The 16,552-nt window shown below is 73.2% G+C and carries 13 protein-coding genes; 6 read left to right on the top strand and 7 right to left on the bottom strand.

Annotated elements, in window-relative coordinates:
- Positions 1-201: 201 nt before the first annotated feature.
- The 4 genes from ACIOJE_RS39395 to ACIOJE_RS39380 form a co-directional block, all read right to left on the bottom strand.
- Positions 202-1,161, bottom strand: coding sequence for a hypothetical protein (locus ACIOJE_RS39395; RefSeq protein ID WP_400783228.1), 960 nt, complete (start codon positions 1,159-1,161; stop codon positions 202-204).
- On the bottom strand, positions 1,158-3,407 hold the full coding sequence (locus ACIOJE_RS39390; RefSeq protein ID WP_400783225.1) for a hypothetical protein: 2,250 nt from the start codon (positions 3,405-3,407) through the stop codon (positions 1,158-1,160). Before ACIOJE_RS39390 ends, ACIOJE_RS39395 begins: the two co-directional genes overlap by 4 nt.
- Positions 3,404-4,375 carry a hypothetical protein gene (locus ACIOJE_RS39385; protein ID WP_280682034.1) on the bottom strand — a complete coding sequence of 324 codons (972 nt, stop codon included), beginning with the start codon at positions 4,373-4,375 and terminating at the stop codon, positions 3,404-3,406. Before ACIOJE_RS39385 ends, ACIOJE_RS39390 begins: the two co-directional genes overlap by 4 nt.
- A gap of 120 nt (positions 4,376-4,495) precedes the next feature.
- On the bottom strand, positions 4,496-5,185 hold the full coding sequence (locus ACIOJE_RS39380) for a Crp/Fnr family transcriptional regulator (RefSeq protein ID WP_400783222.1): 690 nt from the start codon (positions 5,183-5,185) through the stop codon (positions 4,496-4,498).
- 442 nt (positions 5,186-5,627) lie between these two features.
- Here ACIOJE_RS39380 and ACIOJE_RS39375 point away from each other — a divergent pair, with 442 nt between their 5' ends.
- From ACIOJE_RS39375 to ACIOJE_RS39355, 5 genes are all read left to right on the top strand, one after another.
- Positions 5,628-7,301: an ATP-binding protein gene (locus ACIOJE_RS39375; RefSeq protein WP_400783219.1), complete on the top strand. Its 1,674-nt coding sequence runs from the start codon at positions 5,628-5,630 to the stop codon at positions 7,299-7,301.
- A gap of 17 nt (positions 7,302-7,318) precedes the next feature.
- Positions 7,319-7,705: a roadblock/LC7 domain-containing protein gene (locus ACIOJE_RS39370; protein ID WP_400675952.1), complete on the top strand. Its 387-nt coding sequence runs from the start codon at positions 7,319-7,321 to the stop codon at positions 7,703-7,705.
- A gap of 108 nt (positions 7,706-7,813) precedes the next feature.
- On the top strand, positions 7,814-8,176 hold the full coding sequence (locus ACIOJE_RS39365; protein WP_280682022.1) for a DUF742 domain-containing protein: 363 nt from the start codon (positions 7,814-7,816) through the stop codon (positions 8,174-8,176).
- The gene (locus ACIOJE_RS39360) at positions 8,157-8,774 is read left to right on the top strand and encodes an ATP/GTP-binding protein (RefSeq protein ID WP_280682020.1); all 618 of its coding nucleotides are present in this window, start codon (positions 8,157-8,159) and stop codon (positions 8,772-8,774) included. Before ACIOJE_RS39365 ends, ACIOJE_RS39360 begins: the two co-directional genes overlap by 20 nt.
- A 123-nt stretch (positions 8,775-8,897) precedes the next feature.
- Positions 8,898-10,367, top strand: coding sequence for a cytochrome P450 (locus ACIOJE_RS39355; protein WP_400783216.1), 1,470 nt, complete (start codon positions 8,898-8,900; stop codon positions 10,365-10,367).
- 56 nt (positions 10,368-10,423) lie between these two features.
- Here the strand turns inward: ACIOJE_RS39355 and ACIOJE_RS39350 are convergent, their stop codons facing one another.
- The 3 genes from ACIOJE_RS39350 to ACIOJE_RS39340 all read right to left on the bottom strand — a co-directional run bounded on the left by ACIOJE_RS39350 (position 10,424) and on the right by ACIOJE_RS39340 (position 14,607).
- Positions 10,424-12,052 (bottom strand): purple acid phosphatase family protein, encoded by a 1,629-nt coding sequence (locus ACIOJE_RS39350; RefSeq protein ID WP_400783213.1) that lies wholly within the window; start codon positions 12,050-12,052, stop codon positions 10,424-10,426.
- 358 nt (positions 12,053-12,410) lie between these two features.
- The gene (locus ACIOJE_RS39345) at positions 12,411-13,259 is read right to left on the bottom strand and encodes an SAM-dependent methyltransferase (RefSeq protein ID WP_400783211.1); all 849 of its coding nucleotides are present in this window, start codon (positions 13,257-13,259) and stop codon (positions 12,411-12,413) included.
- A 58-nt stretch (positions 13,260-13,317) separates the two neighbouring features.
- Positions 13,318-14,607, bottom strand: a complete 1,290-nt coding sequence (locus ACIOJE_RS39340; RefSeq protein WP_400783208.1) for an MFS transporter — start codon at positions 14,605-14,607, stop codon at positions 13,318-13,320.
- A 213-nt stretch (positions 14,608-14,820) separates the two neighbouring features.
- On the opposite strand from ACIOJE_RS39340, the gene ACIOJE_RS39335 reads away from it, so the two are divergent.
- Positions 14,821-16,434, top strand: coding sequence for an alpha/beta hydrolase (locus ACIOJE_RS39335; protein WP_400783205.1), 1,614 nt, complete (start codon positions 14,821-14,823; stop codon positions 16,432-16,434).
- Positions 16,435-16,552 lie beyond the last annotated feature (118 nt).

Genomic DNA, 16,552 nt, shown 5'->3' with positions numbered 1-16,552 from the left:
CGGCCGGGGCGGGCCGCGGGGGGGGGCGGCCCCCCGCCCGCGCCCCCCCGCCCCCGGGGGGCGGCGCCGCACCGGGCCCCCCCCCCGGGCCGCCCCCCCCCCCCGGCGGGCGACGACGTCGCCCCAGGGGCGACCGCCGCGGCCGGGCCGCCGCGCCGTGCGACGCCCGCCGTACCGCGCCTCGGCCGACGGCGGCCCTGGTCACACCGGCCTCCCGTTCGCCACGCCACCCGCCCAGCCGTTGGCCTGCGAGCGGATCCTGACGAACTCCGGCCCGGGGCTCTGCGGTCCCGGCCCGGGTACCTGCCGGCCAAGGGAGACCAGGCGGTCCCTCAGCATCCGGGACATCTCCTGCTGCTCCTGATCACTCAACTTGCCGAGCATCATCGCCAGTTGATCCTGCCAGGTGGTCTCACCCCGGAGCAGGTCGGCGTGGCCGACGGCCCAGTCCAGGACCTCGCGGACCTGTTCCGGGTGCCTCGCCAGCCAGAGCGCCGCAAGCGACACCGGGCCCTCCTGGACGGCCCGACGGCAGAACGCGTACTCGTCCTGGCTCTTGTCCGTCCAGTTGTAGGGCACGTCGGCCCCGTCCGGGTCCCCCAACCGCAATTCGGCGTCGTGCTCCCGGGCGGAGACGTCCGTGACGCGGTAGCCGAGGCCGCAGTCCGGCATCAGGTGGGGTGCGGCGAGGTACTGCATCAGCTCGGCCGCGCTCAGCCGGTGCCCGGCGGTGGCGAACTGCTCTCTGAGCTGACGCAGACGCCGTTCGAGATCCTTGCGGACCGGCAGCCAGCCCCGCGCGGTCCGCGTCCGCACGACGTTCGCGGCGTCGTGGACCCACCACAGGACGTGGATGTCCACCGATTCGGTGCCGTACGGGGTCGGCAGGCCGACAGCCCGGGTGCCGGAGCGTTCGTCGAGATCGACGAGGTACGCCCCGACGAATCCGCGCAGCCCCAGTGGGGCGGCCAACTGGCCATCCGCTTCCGGGTCTTCACCCGCGAGTGCGCGGCGACGGTGTCCCGACGGATGGTAGAGCCCGTCCCGGTCCTGCAGGACGAGGGCCCGGTCACGCCGACCGGACCAGCGGTGGCGCAGGATCTCCCGCCAGGGCGCCTGGGTGGCACGGGTGTAGACGGGCGAGTCGCTGTCGGCGGTCATCGGGGTTCTCCGTTCGCAGGGACGGTTCGGTACGGCTGCGATTCGCCCCGGCGCCAGGCGTCCAGGGCGTGCTGGGCGATGTGCCGTCCGGCCAGGTCGCGGTCGGTCTGGCGCTCGATCTCGACGAACAGGCGCATTTCGCCGATGTGCATCTCCTGGGCGAGCGCGGTCAGCAACGTCTCCACCGCGGTACGCAGCGGTTCGTTCCAGGCCGCCGAGGTGCACCAGCTGAGCAGTGCGCCACAGGTCCGGTCGAAGAGGCCGTCGTGGTTGAGCGATCGCCGGACGAAGGCGATCACGGTGTCGGTGAACTCCCCCACGGTGAGCAGCTGTTCCTGGAACCAGGACCGGTCCCACAGCAGTTGGGGAAAGGCGTGAACCGCGAGCTCGGCCCCGGGCCCCGGACGGTCCGCCCAGTCCGCCAGCTGACGCAGGACGGTCGACTGGTTACCTGCGGCGAAGAGCTCCCACAGCGAGGAGCGGACGGCCCTGGCCACCACGTCCTCCTCTCCCGCCCACCCCCGGTAGCAGTTCCGCAGAAGAGACAGTGCGAGCTCCGGCCGGGACGTCCCGAACTCCCGGCCGCAGGCGTCGGCGACCGTGGACCGCACCCGCCAGCTGCCTTCCCTGCTCCAACGGTTGAGGCGGTACTTGACCTCACCGGCCAGGACCGGGTCCTGCGCCGCGATGCCCAGCGCGGCCGCGGCCGTGCTGCGGCTTCGCCCGCGCTCGGACCCGGCCAGCTTGAGAATGTGTACCAGGGCCCGCCGCCCACCGCCCCAGCCGGCGGCCAGTCCCATGACGCGGCCCACGGGCTCGGCCAGTTCGGTCTCCCTGCCGGGCACGTCGTCCATCCAGTCGGTCAGCAGTCCGGACAGCTCGCCGTACTGCCGCCAGACATGCCGCAACACCGTCTCCGCCTGCCGGTGCCGGGTGAAGCGCACCGGCTCCACGGCGTAGGTGAAGCCGGAGCTCGCCCGGATCTCGACGGGTGCGCACTCGGCCCGGACCGTCGCCAGGAGTTCGTCCAGCGAGCGCCGGAAGACGAACCGCGGGTTCGGACGGAGGGCCTCCCCGCGCACCGCCCGGGCCTGGCCGCCGTCCTCCCCACCGCCCTCCCGCAGGACGGAGTCGAGGCGCCCGTCGGCCAGTGCGAGCAGCCGGTCGGCCTCGTCCCGGACGATCCGGTGGTCGAGCCCCTCGAAGACGCTGGTCGCCAGCAGGAACGCGAGTCCGTCCGGGTCGTCGCGGAGCTTCTTCAGCAGGTCGGGGACCTCCTTCTCGGCGAGGAAGCTGAGCCGCCTGCCGAGATCGGCGAGGTCGGGGCCCTCGTCGCCGGCCCTGGCCACCTCGGCGACCAGTTCGGCGACCTGGGCGGGCATCAGCTCCGACGCCAGGAGGTCGTCCAGCCCCGGTCCCAATCGCTCCAGGAGCGCTCGGCGTCGGGCAGGGTCGGGCACGGCGGCCTTCATCCGCGTCTCGAAGACCGCGCCGGCCGGCGGGGGAACGCAGGGCATCGGGGTGAGGTCCGACTCCCGGGCGAGGCTGCGGAGCAGGTCCGCGTCGTGCGGCAGCATGACCACCATGCGAGCGTCGGCGACTCTCAGCAGGCGGCGGAGGTTGGCGATCACCGCCGGGCCGAGCCGGACGGTGGGCAGCAGGCCGTGCACCAGGTACCCGCGGGCCTCGGAATCGCCTGGGCGCCACGCGGACAGGTCCTCGTCGCTGTCGAGCGCGCGCAGCTTCATGCTGCGACCGCTGTGCTGGAACAGCAGGTTGAGGGCCGCGGTGCGGCGCCCGGTGCCGGGCTCGCCGGCCAGGAAGAGCAGGCCGGTGTCCAGCTGCGCCAGGGCCGACGGGAACCACTCGGGCTCGGCGAACCCGGCTTGCGCCTCCAGGATCTCCAGTGCGGAGATCGGCCCTTCGTGCGCCTCCACCCGGGGCCCGCCCGCGCCGGACGCCGCTCCGGCGTTCTCGACGCGCTGGTCCCCGTGCACCGAACCGGTGTTGATGTTGCCGTTCGGGGCGTAGATGACATAGCGCCGATCGGAGCCCGGACGGCCACTGAGCCGGCCGGGGAACCCGCCGTCGAGGTCGTCGAGGTCGGCGAAGTCGTCGGCCTCGTCCAGGTCCCCGGACCCGGGCGCGGTCTCGCCCTGGTCCAGTGCCCGGCTGTCGGGGCCGCCGTCCGGCCGGGGAGCACCAGCGGCCGGCCCCGGCGCGGAGGAGCCGTTCTCGCCGCTCACCGGCGGCGCCCCTTCTTGTCGCCGTGGATGGTGTCGCCCAGGTTGCCGTGGACCGTACCGGCCTTGTGGCCCGCCACGTAGTCGCCCCCGAAGGAGTCGCCGCGCACCTTGGTGACGTGCTGACCGCCCTCCACGGTGGTGACGCTCTGGCCGCCGTGCACCGTGCCGGTGTTCAGGTTTCCGCCGTCGGCCCGGTAGCTCCCCGCGCTGCCACCGTCCACCTGCCCGGCCGCCGGCTCGGCCGCCTCGGCCTGTGCGCGTTCGTGCTCCCCGACCACGGCGTCGCCCAGGATGCGGCGGTCGTAGAGGTTGCCCGAGGGAGCGGGCACGTACAGCCACGCCCGCTGGTCGAACTTCTTGCCCTCGACGGTGGCCGGCACCTCGATGAAGTGGTCGGGGTGCCGCCCGGTGAAACCGCCGGCCACCGCGTCCTGGTAGCACCGGTCGGAGAGGATGGCGGCGACCTGGGTGATGCTCTCGTTGGACGCGGCCAGCATCGCCTTCACCGGACGGGAGTCGAGCAGGCGGTGGGTGTCGTTGCGGGGCGTGCCGTTGCCGTCGAACTCGCCGCCGGTGTCGGGCAGCGGCCCGATGTGGAGACTGACCCGCAGCCGGATCCGCACCGTCCCGACCGAGTGCACGTTGAACTCGGTGAGCGTCTCCTGCAGGGTGTGCAGCCACGGGTGGATCAGGAACGGCATCCACGCCGGGTCGAACCCGAAGACGTATCCGTCGCCGGTGGACGCGGGGAACCTCCGACCCTCCCAGACCTCGGCGAGCCCGGCGCGCTCGAAGGACCACTGGAGGACCTGCGGGACGGCCTGGCTGATCATGCCGTGCTCGATGGCCGGGTAGCCGGTGAAGTCCTTGGCATCGACGGCCACGATCCCCCGGTACGGCGGCAGCCGGCGGCTCCGGCTGAAGGGCAGGGCGCTGGCCTCGGGCAGCGGCTGGTCGAACGGCGGCATGTCTGCTCCTCGTGGTTCCTGTGCGGACCTTGTGCCACCAAGCTTCGCGAGCGGGCGCCGCGCGGTGTGCACACTCAGTGCGGAAACCTGGTGACGGCCGTCACACGAGCCGACGCGACGTCAGCCGCGCACCCCGGCGCCAACCCGTCCGAGCGCGGCCAGGTCGCCGATGACGATGGACTTCCGCCCGGCGTGGACCTGGTGGGAGCCGAGCTCGGCCAGGCCCGAGGTGACGGTGTTCCGGGACACCCCGAGGTACTGGGCCAGCTCGTCGCGGGTCAGGGCGAGTTCGATCGGCCGCCCCGACGGCCCCGCCGGGTCGGCCGAGACGTCGGCCAGCGTGACCAGGGCGGCTGCCAGACGGACCACGACGTCGCCGCCGCTGCGGGCCAGGTCCGACTCCCGCAGGCGGCCGATGGCGTAGCGCACCATGACCGGGAACAGGTCCCGGTCGGTGACGAACCGCAGGAACGCGGCCTTGGCGAGTACCGCGACCGTGCAGTCCGAGATCGCCTGGACGCTCGCCGAGCGGACCCCGCCGTCCAGCACGGCCACCTCGCCGAGCAGTTCACCGGGCCCGCGGAACGCCAGCAGCCGGAGGTCTCCGTCGCGTTCCCGTCGGGTCACCTTGGCCACCCCGCGCAGCAGGGCGAGCACGTGCGTTCCGGGCTCCTCCTGGCGCAGCAGGGTGGCGCCGATCGGATGCCGGCGCTCGAAGGCCTCCCCCAGCATGCTCCGCCAGGTGGCGTCACCCATGAGCCGGCGCAGGGTCTGACCCAGCGGGTCTGGCGGTTGGCCGTGATCGTTCATGCGATGACCTTAGGAGCCGTCCCGCCGACCGCGCAGACGGATGCGGGCTCCGGTGGGTTTTTCCCATCGCCGCACCGGTGGCGGCGGCTCCCGCGCGGGTGATCAGCTAGCGGGTTGTTGACGTCGCGGGGTGCCCCTAGCACGAACTGGGCTCCGAGGGTGGGGACTTGGCCGGGAAACCCTTCGCATGAGCGAATCCGGGGCGGGTTGGCGGTGCGGGCGGGGCGGGGCGAGAAGCCTGGTGGCGGGACGGCGGCCGGCCGGGGTTGCCACTGGCGTGCGAGATGTCCGGCATGTCCGGCACGGTGGGACAAGTCGGCTGTGCAGCTGGATCTTTGAGTTTCAGTCAGGAATGTCCTGAACTTGGCTATGCTGCAGCACCATGCCTCCGGCGCCGGCCGTCGCCCGTCCCCGTACTGTTCCGATCGTTTGAGGATGCCGAATGCTTCGACCTGGATCATCACCCGCCAGACGGCCGTCCGCGCCCCTGCTCGGGTGGCTGCTGCCCACGGCCGTGATGGCGGCGGCCGTGGCGGCCGCCGGGGCGGTGGTGTCCGCCGGTGCCCGCGCGGAGGTGCTCTGGTGCGGGGCGACGGCCACCGTGCTGGTGGCCGTGGTGGCCGCCGAATCGGCCCGCCGGGGTCGTGCGCTGGCCGCGTCACGGGAGCAGCACACCCGGCAGGTGGGCGAGTTGCAGCGGCGGCTGGCCGGCCAGGAGGCCGAGGCGGTACGGCTGGCGAAGGAGGAGCTGCCGCGGTTGGTGGCCCGGACCCGGTACGGCGTGTCGATCGACAGCCTGGCCCGGTCGTACCAGGTGCGCGATCCGCTGGCCGCGCCGAAGTTCCGCAGTGCGCTGGAGTCCGTGGCGCGCGGGATCATCATCGCCGTCGACGACGAGGTGAACCGGCGCGACTCCGCCGAGCGGGCCTTCGTCAACATCGCCCGCCGGGTGCAGGCGATCATCCACCGGCAGGCCAAGGACCTGCGCGAGATGGAGGACCGGCACGGCAACGACCCGGCGGTCTTCGACGACCTGCTGCGCCTGGACCACGGCAACGCGCTGACCGGCCGCCTCGCCGACAGCATCGCCGTGCTGTCCGGCGCCCGCCCCGGCCGCCAGTGGACCCGGCCGGTGGCGCTGTACAGCGTGCTGCGCGGCGGTATGTCGCGCATCCTGGAATACCAGCGGGTGGACCTGCACCCGGTGGCCCAGGTGTCGGTGATCGGCCCGGCCGTCGAGCCGCTGATCCACGCCGTCGCCGAGCTGCTCGACAACGCCACCCGCTACTCGCCGCCGCACACCCATGTGCACCTGAGCGCCGCCGAGGTGCAGAGCGGTATAGCGATCGAGATCGAGGACGGCGGCCTCGGCCTGACCGACGAGGCCCGGCTCCGCGCCGAGCGCAGCCTGCGCGAGGCCCAGGTCTCCAAGGACCTGGACGACCTCACCGAGTCGCCCCGGCTCGGCTTCGCGGTGGTCGGCCGGCTGTGCCAGGCGTACGGCTTCCAGATCTCGCTGCGCCGCTCCGCCTACGGCGGCGTGCGCATCGTGCTGGTGGTGCCGCAGGAGCTGGTCACCACCGCGCCCCCGACCGGGCGGGCACACGGGATCGGCGCGTTCTCCGGCCCCCGGCCGCTCCCGGCGAGCCCGTCCAAGTCGGCCGCCCCGTCGCGGCCGTGGGGGGCTCGGACGGCGACACCCGGCGCGGCGGCTCCCGGTACGGCGGCTCCCGGCATGACGGGGCCGTCCTTCGGATCGGCCGGCCCCTGGGGGCCGACCGGATCCGGCCCGGGGGACGACGAGGTGGTGGTGACCGAGCGCACCGCGAACGGCCTGCCGCAGCGCCGGCGCCGGCCGTCGACCCCCCGGGCGGGTTACTCCGGGCCCGCCCGCGCCGCCGGGCAGCCCACCCACCCGGCCACCCACCCGGCCACCCACCCGGCCTCGGGGCTCGGCGCGGGACCCGCCCCGGGGTCGACGGGACGCCACGCCAAGGAGCCGGTGCAGCCCGGCCTCTGGCTGGAGGCGTTCACCGAGGGGATCAACGGCCATGGGCCGTCCGCGAGTTCGGACGGTCAGACCAGTGAAGAGACGGCAGGGAAGGGCGAGCAGTGATTCCGCACCGCAGCAACATGGACTGGATCCTCAAGGACCTCGCGCACAGCGTCCCGTGCGTCCGCCACATCGTCGTGCTGTCCGCCGACGGCCTACGGATCGCCCAGCACGGCACCGATCCGGACACCGCCGACCGCCTCGCCGCCGCCTGCGCCGGGCTGCAGAGCCTGGCCGCCGCGGTGGGGCAGGAGTTCCCGCACGGCGACGGCTCGATGCGGCTGGTGGTGATCGAGGTGGACGGCGGGTTCTTCTACCTGATGGCGGCCGCCTCCCGCGCATACCTCGCGGTGCTCGCCGACGAGGGGGTCGACGCCGGGCTGGTGGGCCAGCAGATGCGCGACCTGGTCGCCCGGATCGGCGAGCACCTGGCTGCTCCCCCGCGCAACCCCGAGCCGGTCGCGTGAACCGGCCGGACCGCCGGCCGGAACGCGTACCGGAACGACAACCGGACCGCGCCCGCCTGAACCGGCACCGCGGGGTGGGCACATGAACGAGCACAGTGAGGCGCGCACATGACGACGGCCGACCAGGGCGGTTGGGACGGCCCTGACCCCGAACGCCTGTACGTGATCACCCGCGGCCGCAGCGGCCCGGCCGGACCGGGCGTCTTCGACCTGGTCACCCTGATCGTCTCCCGCACGGAGCCGACGCCCACCATGCAGCCCGAGCACGCGGCCATCCTGCGGCTGTGCCGCTCACCGCTCTCGGTGGCCGAGGTCTCCGCCTACCTGGAGCTGCCCACCAGCGTCGTCACCGTCCTGCTGGCGGACCTGCTCGACGACGGGCGGATCGAGGCCCGCGCCGCCGTCCCCAAGGCCGAACTTCCCGACCGTGCCCTCTTGGAGGCGGTGATCCATGGACTTCAAAGGCTCTGACACGGTGCTGGGGCCGGCGGCCGCGGACCTGCTGCCGGACTCCGTCACGATGGCGGTCAAGGTGGTGATCGTGGGCGGCTTCGGCGTCGGCAAGACGACGCTGGTCGGCTCGGTCAGCGAGATCCGCCCGCTCACCACCGAGGAGACCATGACCCAGGCCGGGGTCGGTGTCGACGACCCGACCGGGGTCGAGCGCAAGACCTCCACCACCGTGGCGATGGACTTCGGCCGGATCAGCATCAGCGACCAGCTCGTGCTGTACGTCTTCGGCACCCCCGGGCAGGAGCGGTTCTGGTTCCTCTGGAACGGCCTGTTCGAGGGCGCCCTCGGCGCGGTGGTGCTGGTCGACACCCGCCGACTGGAGGTCAGCTTCGAGGTGATCGGGCGGCTGGAGGACCGCGGCGTGCCCTTCGTGGTGGCCGTCAACGGCTTCCCGGAGGCGCCGGACCACCCGGTCGAGGAACTGCGGGCCGCGCTGGACCTGCCGCCCGAGGTGCCGATCGTGGCCTGCGACGCGCGCAGCCGCGAGTCCAGCCGGGACACCCTGATGACCCTGATGCGCTACCTGTACGAACTCGCGGCCCCGCCCGCCCGCTGATCGGCCGCTCCCCGGGCCGTTGACGAGCCGCGTGCCGGCCGGCCACCCCGTCGGCCACCCGTCCGCCGATCCGCCGATCCGCCGATCCGCCCGAACGTACCCGCCCCCGACCCCGGAGACCCTGTGAGCACCCCGTTCCCCGCTGACGCCTCCCCCACCCCGCCCCCCGGCTGCCCGGCCCACGGGCACGCCGTCGAACCGCTCGGCCCCGGCGGCGTGCGGCGCCTGTACGGACCGGAGGCCGAGGCCGACCCGGCGGGCCTGTACGAGAAGCTGCGCGCCGAACACGGCGAGGTGGCCCCGGTCCTGCTGCACGGCGACTTCCCCGCCTGGCTGATCCTCGGGCACGGCGCGAACATCACCGCGATGCGCTCGCCGTCCCTGTTCTCCCGCGACTCCCGCCTCTGGTCGGCGTTCCGCGCCGGCGACGTCCCGGTGGACTCCCCGCTGATGCCGGTGATCGCCTGGCAGCCGCTGTGCGTCTTCGCGGACGGCGAGGAGCACCGCCGGCTGCGCGGTGCCGTGCTGGACGGCCTGAACCGCTTCGACCGGCGCGGCGTGCGCCGCCACGTCCGGCGGTTCACCACCGAACTGGTCCAGGTGGTCGGGCAGACCGGCCGGGCCGAACTGGTCACCCAGTTCGCCGAGCACCTGCCGATGCTCGTCATGACCCAGCTGCTCGGCATGCCCGACGAGTACGGGCCGCAGCTCGTGAACGCCGCCCGGGACCTGATGAAGGGCACCGAGACGGCCGTCGCCAGCAACGAGTACGTGGTGGCGAGCCTGCGCCGGACGATGGCCGCCAAGCGCGAGGATCCGGGCGCCGACCTGGTGACCTGGCTGATGGAGCACCCGGCCGGGCTGACCGACGACGAGGTGATGGAGCACCTGCGGGTCGTCCTGCTCGCGGCGAACGAGACGACCGTCAACCTGATCGCGGACACCCTGAAGATGGTGCTCACCGACCCCCGGTTCCGCGCCCACCTGTCCGGCGGTCAGATGACCCTCGGCGAGGCGCTGGACCAGGTGCTGTGGGACTCCCCGCCGATGTCGCTGGTCGCCGGGCGCTGGGCGACCGCCGACACCGAGCTGGGCGGGCAGCAGATCAGGGCCGGCGACATGCTGCTGCTCGGACTCGCGGCCGGCAACGTCGACCCGGTGGTACGGCCCGACCTGGCCACCCCGCTGTACGGCAACCGCTCCCACCTGTCCTTCGGCGCCGGCCCGCACGAGTGCCCGGGCCAGGACGTCGGGCGCTCCGTCGCCGAGGCCGGGATCGACATCCTGCTGACCCTCCTGCCGGATCTTCGACTCGCCGTGCCGGAGGAGGAGTTGACCTGGACCTCCGCCTGGATCTCCCGGCACCTGACGGAGCTGCCGGTGGAGTTCACGCCGCGCGAGATCGAGCCGCACCCCGACTCCACACCGATCGAGGACTCCGAGCCGGTCGCCGCGCCGGACCCGGACCCGGCTCCGGCCTCCACCGCCGCGCCGGAGCCCGCCCCGGCGGTGGAGGAGACTCCGACCGCCGTACGGATCCCGGCGCAGCGGCGCGGCTGGTGGAGGACGCTGACCGGCCTGTTCCGACGCTGACCGGCCCGTTCCCGACGCTGACCGGCCTATTCCCGACGCTGACCGAACGTCTCGCCCTACCAGCGGTCGGCGCGGGGGCGCTGCAGGGTGAAGGTGTCGACCGGGGTGAGGTCGCCGTGCGGGCCGTCGAAGGTGTAGTACGTCACCCGCATCCTGGTCAGGCCGCCGCGCCGGTCGCCGGGGTCGACCTCGAAGGCAGCGAAGCCGTGGGTGTGCTGCCGGTCCTGGACGGCGGCCCACGGGGCGTCCTCGGTCAGCCACACGGACTGGCGGTACGGGGCCGGCGGGCGCGGCTTGTCCTCCAGGGCGACGACCACCCGGCCCTTGGGCTGCGCGAACAGGTCGTCCTGGGTGGTGGCGGCGTTGCCGCCGGTGCCGATGACCATGTGGACGGTGCCGCGGCTGGTGTCGACCGTGCGCAGGTCGGTGCCGGACGGCACCGGGGTGCGGGTGTCGTTGGGGAGGGTCCCGCGGACGGGGTGGGAGCGCTCGTAGTAGTGCTCGTGGCCGCTGACCACCAGGTCGACCCCGTAGGCGTCGAACAGCGGGCCCCAGGCCTCGCGGATGCCGAGGTCACTGCCGGCGCCGTGCTGCGAGCTGGAGACCATCGGGTGGTGCATGCAGACCACGATCCAGTCGATCGCCCGGCTGCTCCGCGCCGAGCGCAACTCGCGCTCCAGCCAGCGCTGTTGGGCACCGCCGGAGTAGCCGCGCAGATAGAGGTCGCCGCTGTCCTGGATGGCCACGTCGTCGTTGGCCAGGCTGATGAAGCGCACCGAGCCGACCGTGAAGGCGTACCACATGCCCCGGGTCTCCTCGTCGTCGTCGGCCGCGGAGTCGGGCAGTTCGAAGTAGGTCTGGTAGCCGAGGGCGCCGATCGGGCCGTTGCCGCCCTCGTTCTCCCCGTTGCCGGCGCAGGGCATCCAGGGCCGCAGCCGGGTCGAGCGACTGTTGTTGATGAACCAGTCGGCCCAGGTCAGCGTCCGGCTCTGGCCGTGCCGGCCGCTGTAGGAGGCATAGCAGAGGTCGCCGTTGACCAGGTTGAACAGCGGGCCGACGCGTTCGATGGCGGCGACGATGTCGGCGGAGTGCGGGGTGCCGACCTGGCTGCTGGTGAACACCGGGTACTTACCGAGCGGTGACGGCATACCGTCGGGGAAGACCACCTGGCGCCGGAGGTTGGGGGTGGCCTGGTCGCCGAAGCTGGTGAAGGTGAAGGGCATGCGACCGCGCGGGGCGGTGGTGAAGGAGCCCGTCTCGGGGTTCGCGCCGTCGTGGCCGGCACTGTAGAGGTAGGTGGTGCCGGGGCGCAGGCCGGTGAGGCGGGCGTGGTGGACGTACACCTCCTCCTTGCCGAGCGCGTCCCGGTAGGTGCGGGTCTGCGCCGCGACGACCCGGCCGAGGCCACCGTCCGGCGAGCCGAGCCGCACCTGCGGGCGGCGCACGGACTGCGGGGTGATCCAGGAGACGGTCATCTCGCCGGACGGGTCGGTACCGAACTGCAGGTGCAGTCCGCTCACGCTGGGCGACCCGGACCGGTGCGGGGTGGACTGCAGTAACGGGCCCGTGGCCGGCCCCGCCTCCGGGTCGGCCGCCGAGGCCGGCTGGGCGACGGCACCGCCCGCGACCAGCGCGGCACCGGCCGCGGATGTGCTTTTGAGAATGGACCTGCGTGCGATGGTCATGGAAATCCGCCTGTCGAGTGGGGGTATCGACTCGGAGCACTGTACAGACATGTCCATGCAAAGACGACCACTTTGACGGAGCGTCACCACCCCTGCGACGGCGGGCCCGACACCGGCCGACACGCCCCGCGGCAACCACTCGTACGCCCGTCCGCGAAGGCGCCCGGCATGCTTCGGCCCCGACGGGGCCGGGGGGCTCCGCCGGGGCCGGACGCAGGGGCCGGACGCAGAGGTCGAACGCGGGGGTCGGACGCGGGAACCGGGTGCACGGTCCGGGGATCGCGGTCCAAGGATCAGGAATCAGGAATCAGGGGCACTGCTTCCAGGCCAGGTGACCATCGGGCTGCCCGGCATCGGCCTACGGCTTGCGGCCCAACCCCCCGTACGCCGCCACCTCGTGGTCGCCGAGCACCGGACTGTCATCCAGCTCCGGGTGCCAGCGGTTGATCAGCACCACGCCCGGATCGTCCAGTTCCAGCCCGGCGAAGAAGCGCTCGACGGCCGCGCGGGGGCGCAGGTGGTTCTCGATGCCGGCCTCCGAGTAGCGGCGGGAGCCCACCGCGACCAGGTCCGGTACCGAGTCGGCGGTGCCGGCGGTCAGCGCCAGGAAGCTTCCGGCGGGCAGCGCGTCCACGAGCTTGCGGACCGGCGGGTGCGCGGCCTCGTCGGAGAGGAAGTGCACGATGTTGATCAGCGTCAGCGCGATCGGCTGACTCAGATCCAGGGTGGCGGCCACCGCGGGGTCGGCGAGGAACCGCCCCGGTTCGCGCAGGTCGCCCTCGACGTACGCGGTGCGGCCCTCGGGGGTGCTGGAGAGCAGCGCGCGCGAGTGGGCGAGCACGATCGGGTCGTTGTCCACGTAGACCACCCGGCAGGCCGGGTCGACCGCCTGGACGATCTCGTGCAGGTTGGGCGCGGTGGGGATGCCGGTGCCGACGTCCAGGAACTGGCGGACGCCGTGCACCTCGACCAGCCGGCGGACCATCCGGTGCATCACCGCGCGGGCCGCGATGGTGGCGACGCGCGAGCCGGGCCACTCGCCGAGGATGCGGTCGCCGACCTCGCGGTCCACCGGGAAGTTGGTCTTCCCGCCGAGCAGGTAGTCGTAGACCCGGGCGGGGTGCGCGCGGTCGGTCCGCAGGTCCACCTGCGGCGCCTCCTCGAACCGGACCCCGGCCAGCCAGCCGTCCGGACGGTTGCTCTCCATGCCTCGCCCTCCCCGCACTTCGTTCTCTGACCACTCAATCACAGAAGTTGATCGAACGTCAGCCGCTTCCGGACGGTATCCGATCACCGGCCCCGGCCGCCGGTGCCACCACGGCGGCGGCGAAGGACGGCACCCGTAGCGCGGTGACGAGACCGAACGCCGGGCCCAGCGTGCAGAGGGTGACGTAGCCGGGGATCAGACCGAGGTGGTGGGTGTCGTGCAGCCACTCGGCGAGCAACGGGAAGCTCCCGCCGAACGCGGCGATGGTGGCCGCGTTGACCACGCCGAGTCCGAGGGCCCGGACCTCGGTCGGGAACAGCAGGCCGGTGAAGACGTTGAGCGTCCCCAGCACGGTCGCCACCAGCACGCCCAGCAGCACGGCGACGACCTGGAAGGCGAGCCAGCCCTGCCGCAGCCCGGTGAGCAGGACCGGGACCAGCAGCACCGGCACGGCGAACCCGACCCGGGCGACCGGCAGCAGGCCGAAGCGGTCGGCGGCGGCGCCGGTCAGCAGCATGGTGACCAGCACCACCGCGAGCACCACGGTCATGAAGGAGGTCGCCGTCTCCCGGTCGACCACCCCGTAGGCGGCGGCGTACTGCGGCAGGTAGACCAGGGCGAAGTAGTAACCCACCGTCCCGCCCAGGGTGTTGAGGAAGACGGTGAGCACCGCCCAGCGGTGTTCCCGGAGCACCCGCAGGAACGGCGGGCGCCCGCCCGTGCCCTCCGCCCGGGCGCGGCGGAACTCCGCGCTCTCCGGGGCGGCCCGGCGCACCCAGACGGCAGCCAACCCGAGCAGCCCGGCCACCACGAAGGCCCAGCGCCAACCGCCGCCGGTGACACCGGACTTGCCGAGCGTGTGCAGGAGCAGCGCGAGCACCCCGTAGGAGAGCAGGGAGCCCACGATGATCCCGCCGTAGGAGACCGAGCTGAACGCGAAGCGGCGCCGGGCCGGGGCCGTCTCGGTGACGTACGCGGCGACGCTGGGCGCCTCCCCGCCGAAGGCGAGCCCCTGCACCACCCGCGCGGCGACGGCCAGGACCGCCGCCCAGGCGCCGATCGCCTCCTGGTCCGGCAGCACGGCGATGCCAAGGCTGGCGGCGGCGATCACGGACATCCCGAGGGTCAGGGCGAAGCGCCGCCCCCGGGTGTCGCTGAGGCGCCCGATCAGGTACGAGCCGACCGGCCGGGCGACGAACCCGACCGCGAAGGTGGCGTACGCCCCGAGCAGGCCGCTGACCCCGCCCTTGCCGTGCCCGAAGAGATCGGCCGCGAAGTACGGGGCGAGGACGGCGTAGATGTTCCAGTCGAAGGACTCGACCACCGAGCCCACCGTGGCGGCGGCCAACTCCCGTCTCCGCCGCCCGGCTTGCGGCTCGTCACGCGACGGGGCGGTTCCGGTCCAATCTGTCATGACCTCAGCATGGCATCGTTCGGAGTGCGGCGGTATCGGTCGCGACACTGTCCCCTTTGACCGGTTCTGAGCCGGAGTGGGAGGCTGGCGCGGAATACCAATGTGACGGGTGTGACCATCTGGTGATATTTGTGTGCGGTGCATTCCATGATCACCGGGATCTCCCGGCGCGCCCTGCCCGCCACCGTCGCCGCCGCTCTGCTGGCCGGCTGCACCGGCGGCGGAGGCGGCACCACCGCCGCCCCGTCCGCGACCACGACCGGCCCGACCTCCAGCCCGAGCGCCACGCCCACCCCGACGCCCACACCCACGCCGACGGTCAAGCCGACCGGCGTCAACGACCCGGCACTCAAGCCGTTCTACGGCCAGCAGATCGCCTGGGCACCGTGCCAGGACGACCCGAAGACCACCAAGGTCGACGAGTCGGTGCTGCAGTGCGCCACCCTCAAGGTCCCGCTCGACTACACCGCCCCCGACGCCGGCAGCCTCGACGTCGCCGTGGTGCGCAACCCCGCCACCAAGCAGGACCAGCGGGCCGGCTCCCTGCTCGTCAACCCGGGCGGCCCGGGCGGCTCCGGCGTGGCGATGGTCAAGGGCGACCCCACCAGGTTCGACGGCCCGTTGCACGACCGCTTCGACATGATCGGCTTCGACCCCCGCGGCGTCGCCGGCACCAGCCCGCTCAACTGCCTCGACGACCAGGCCCGGGACGGCTGGGTGACCACCGACGAGCCCGGCGCCGACCACGGCAAGCAGCTCGCCGACGCCTGCCAGGCCAAGTACGCCAAGGTGCTGCCCTTCGTCAGCACCCGCAACACCGCCCGCGACATGGACGTGCTGCGCGCCGCCGTCGGCGACCAGAAGCTCAACTACCTCGGCATGTCCTACGGTACCTACCTCGGCTCGCTCTACGCCGAGGAGTTCCCGGACCGGGTCGGCCGGCTCGTCCTGGACGGCGCCACCACCCCGTCCACCTCCCTGGTGCAGCACAACATCGAGCAGGAGGCCGGCTTCGAGCGCGCCCTCAAGGCCTTCGCCGCCGACTGCGCCGGCAAGGACCCGTGCCCGCTCGGCAAGGACCCGGCGAAGGCCCCGCAGAAGCTCGCCGACTTCCTCGACGGCCTCAAGGACAAGCCGCTCAAGACCGCCAAGGGCCGCACCCTCACCGCCAACGCCGCCTGGACCGGCGTGATCAGCCAGCTCTACGGCGGCGAGAAGGCCTGGACCAACCTGCGCAACACCCTCGGCTGGGCCATGGTGCGCGGCAAGGGCGACTACCTGCTCGACCTCACCGACGGCTACAACGGCCGCGACCGGGACGGGCACTACGGTGAGTCGGCCGACGCCTACACCGCCATCCACTGCGCCGACGGCGCCACCGACGCCCCAGCCGGCGACCAGCTGCAGGCCGCGCTCACCGACCTCGCCGCCAAGGCCCCGCTGGTCAGCAAGCACGACCCGACGGCCGCGCTGTTCGACCCGGACTGCCGGATCTGGCCGTACCGCTCCACCGAGAAGCCGCACGCCATCAAGTCCGCCGCCACCGCGCCGATCGTGGTCGTCGGCACCACCGGTGACCCGGCCACCCCGTACGCCTGGGCGGAGAAGCTCACCGCCGAACTCGGCAACGCCGTGCTGCTCACCCGCGACGGCGAGGGGCACACCGCGTACGGCGCGAGCTCGTGCATCCGCGGCGCGGTCGACACCTTCCTGGTGGACGGCACCGTCCCGACCGCCGGGACGCACTGCCCGACGGACTGACCCGGTGACCGCGCAGCCGGCGTCGATCCACCGCAGGGCTGCACCTGAGGACTGCCCCTCGGGTGCGGCCCCGGGCGTCGGCTCGGGTGCGGCTCGGGGCATCGGCTCGGGTGCGGCC

This window comes from Kitasatospora sp. NPDC087861, assembly GCF_044742585.1.
Lineage (GTDB): Bacteria > Actinomycetota > Actinomycetes > Streptomycetales > Streptomycetaceae > Kitasatospora.
Note: the sequence above shows the minus strand (reverse complement) of the source record. Positions and strands in the feature narration are given on the sequence as shown.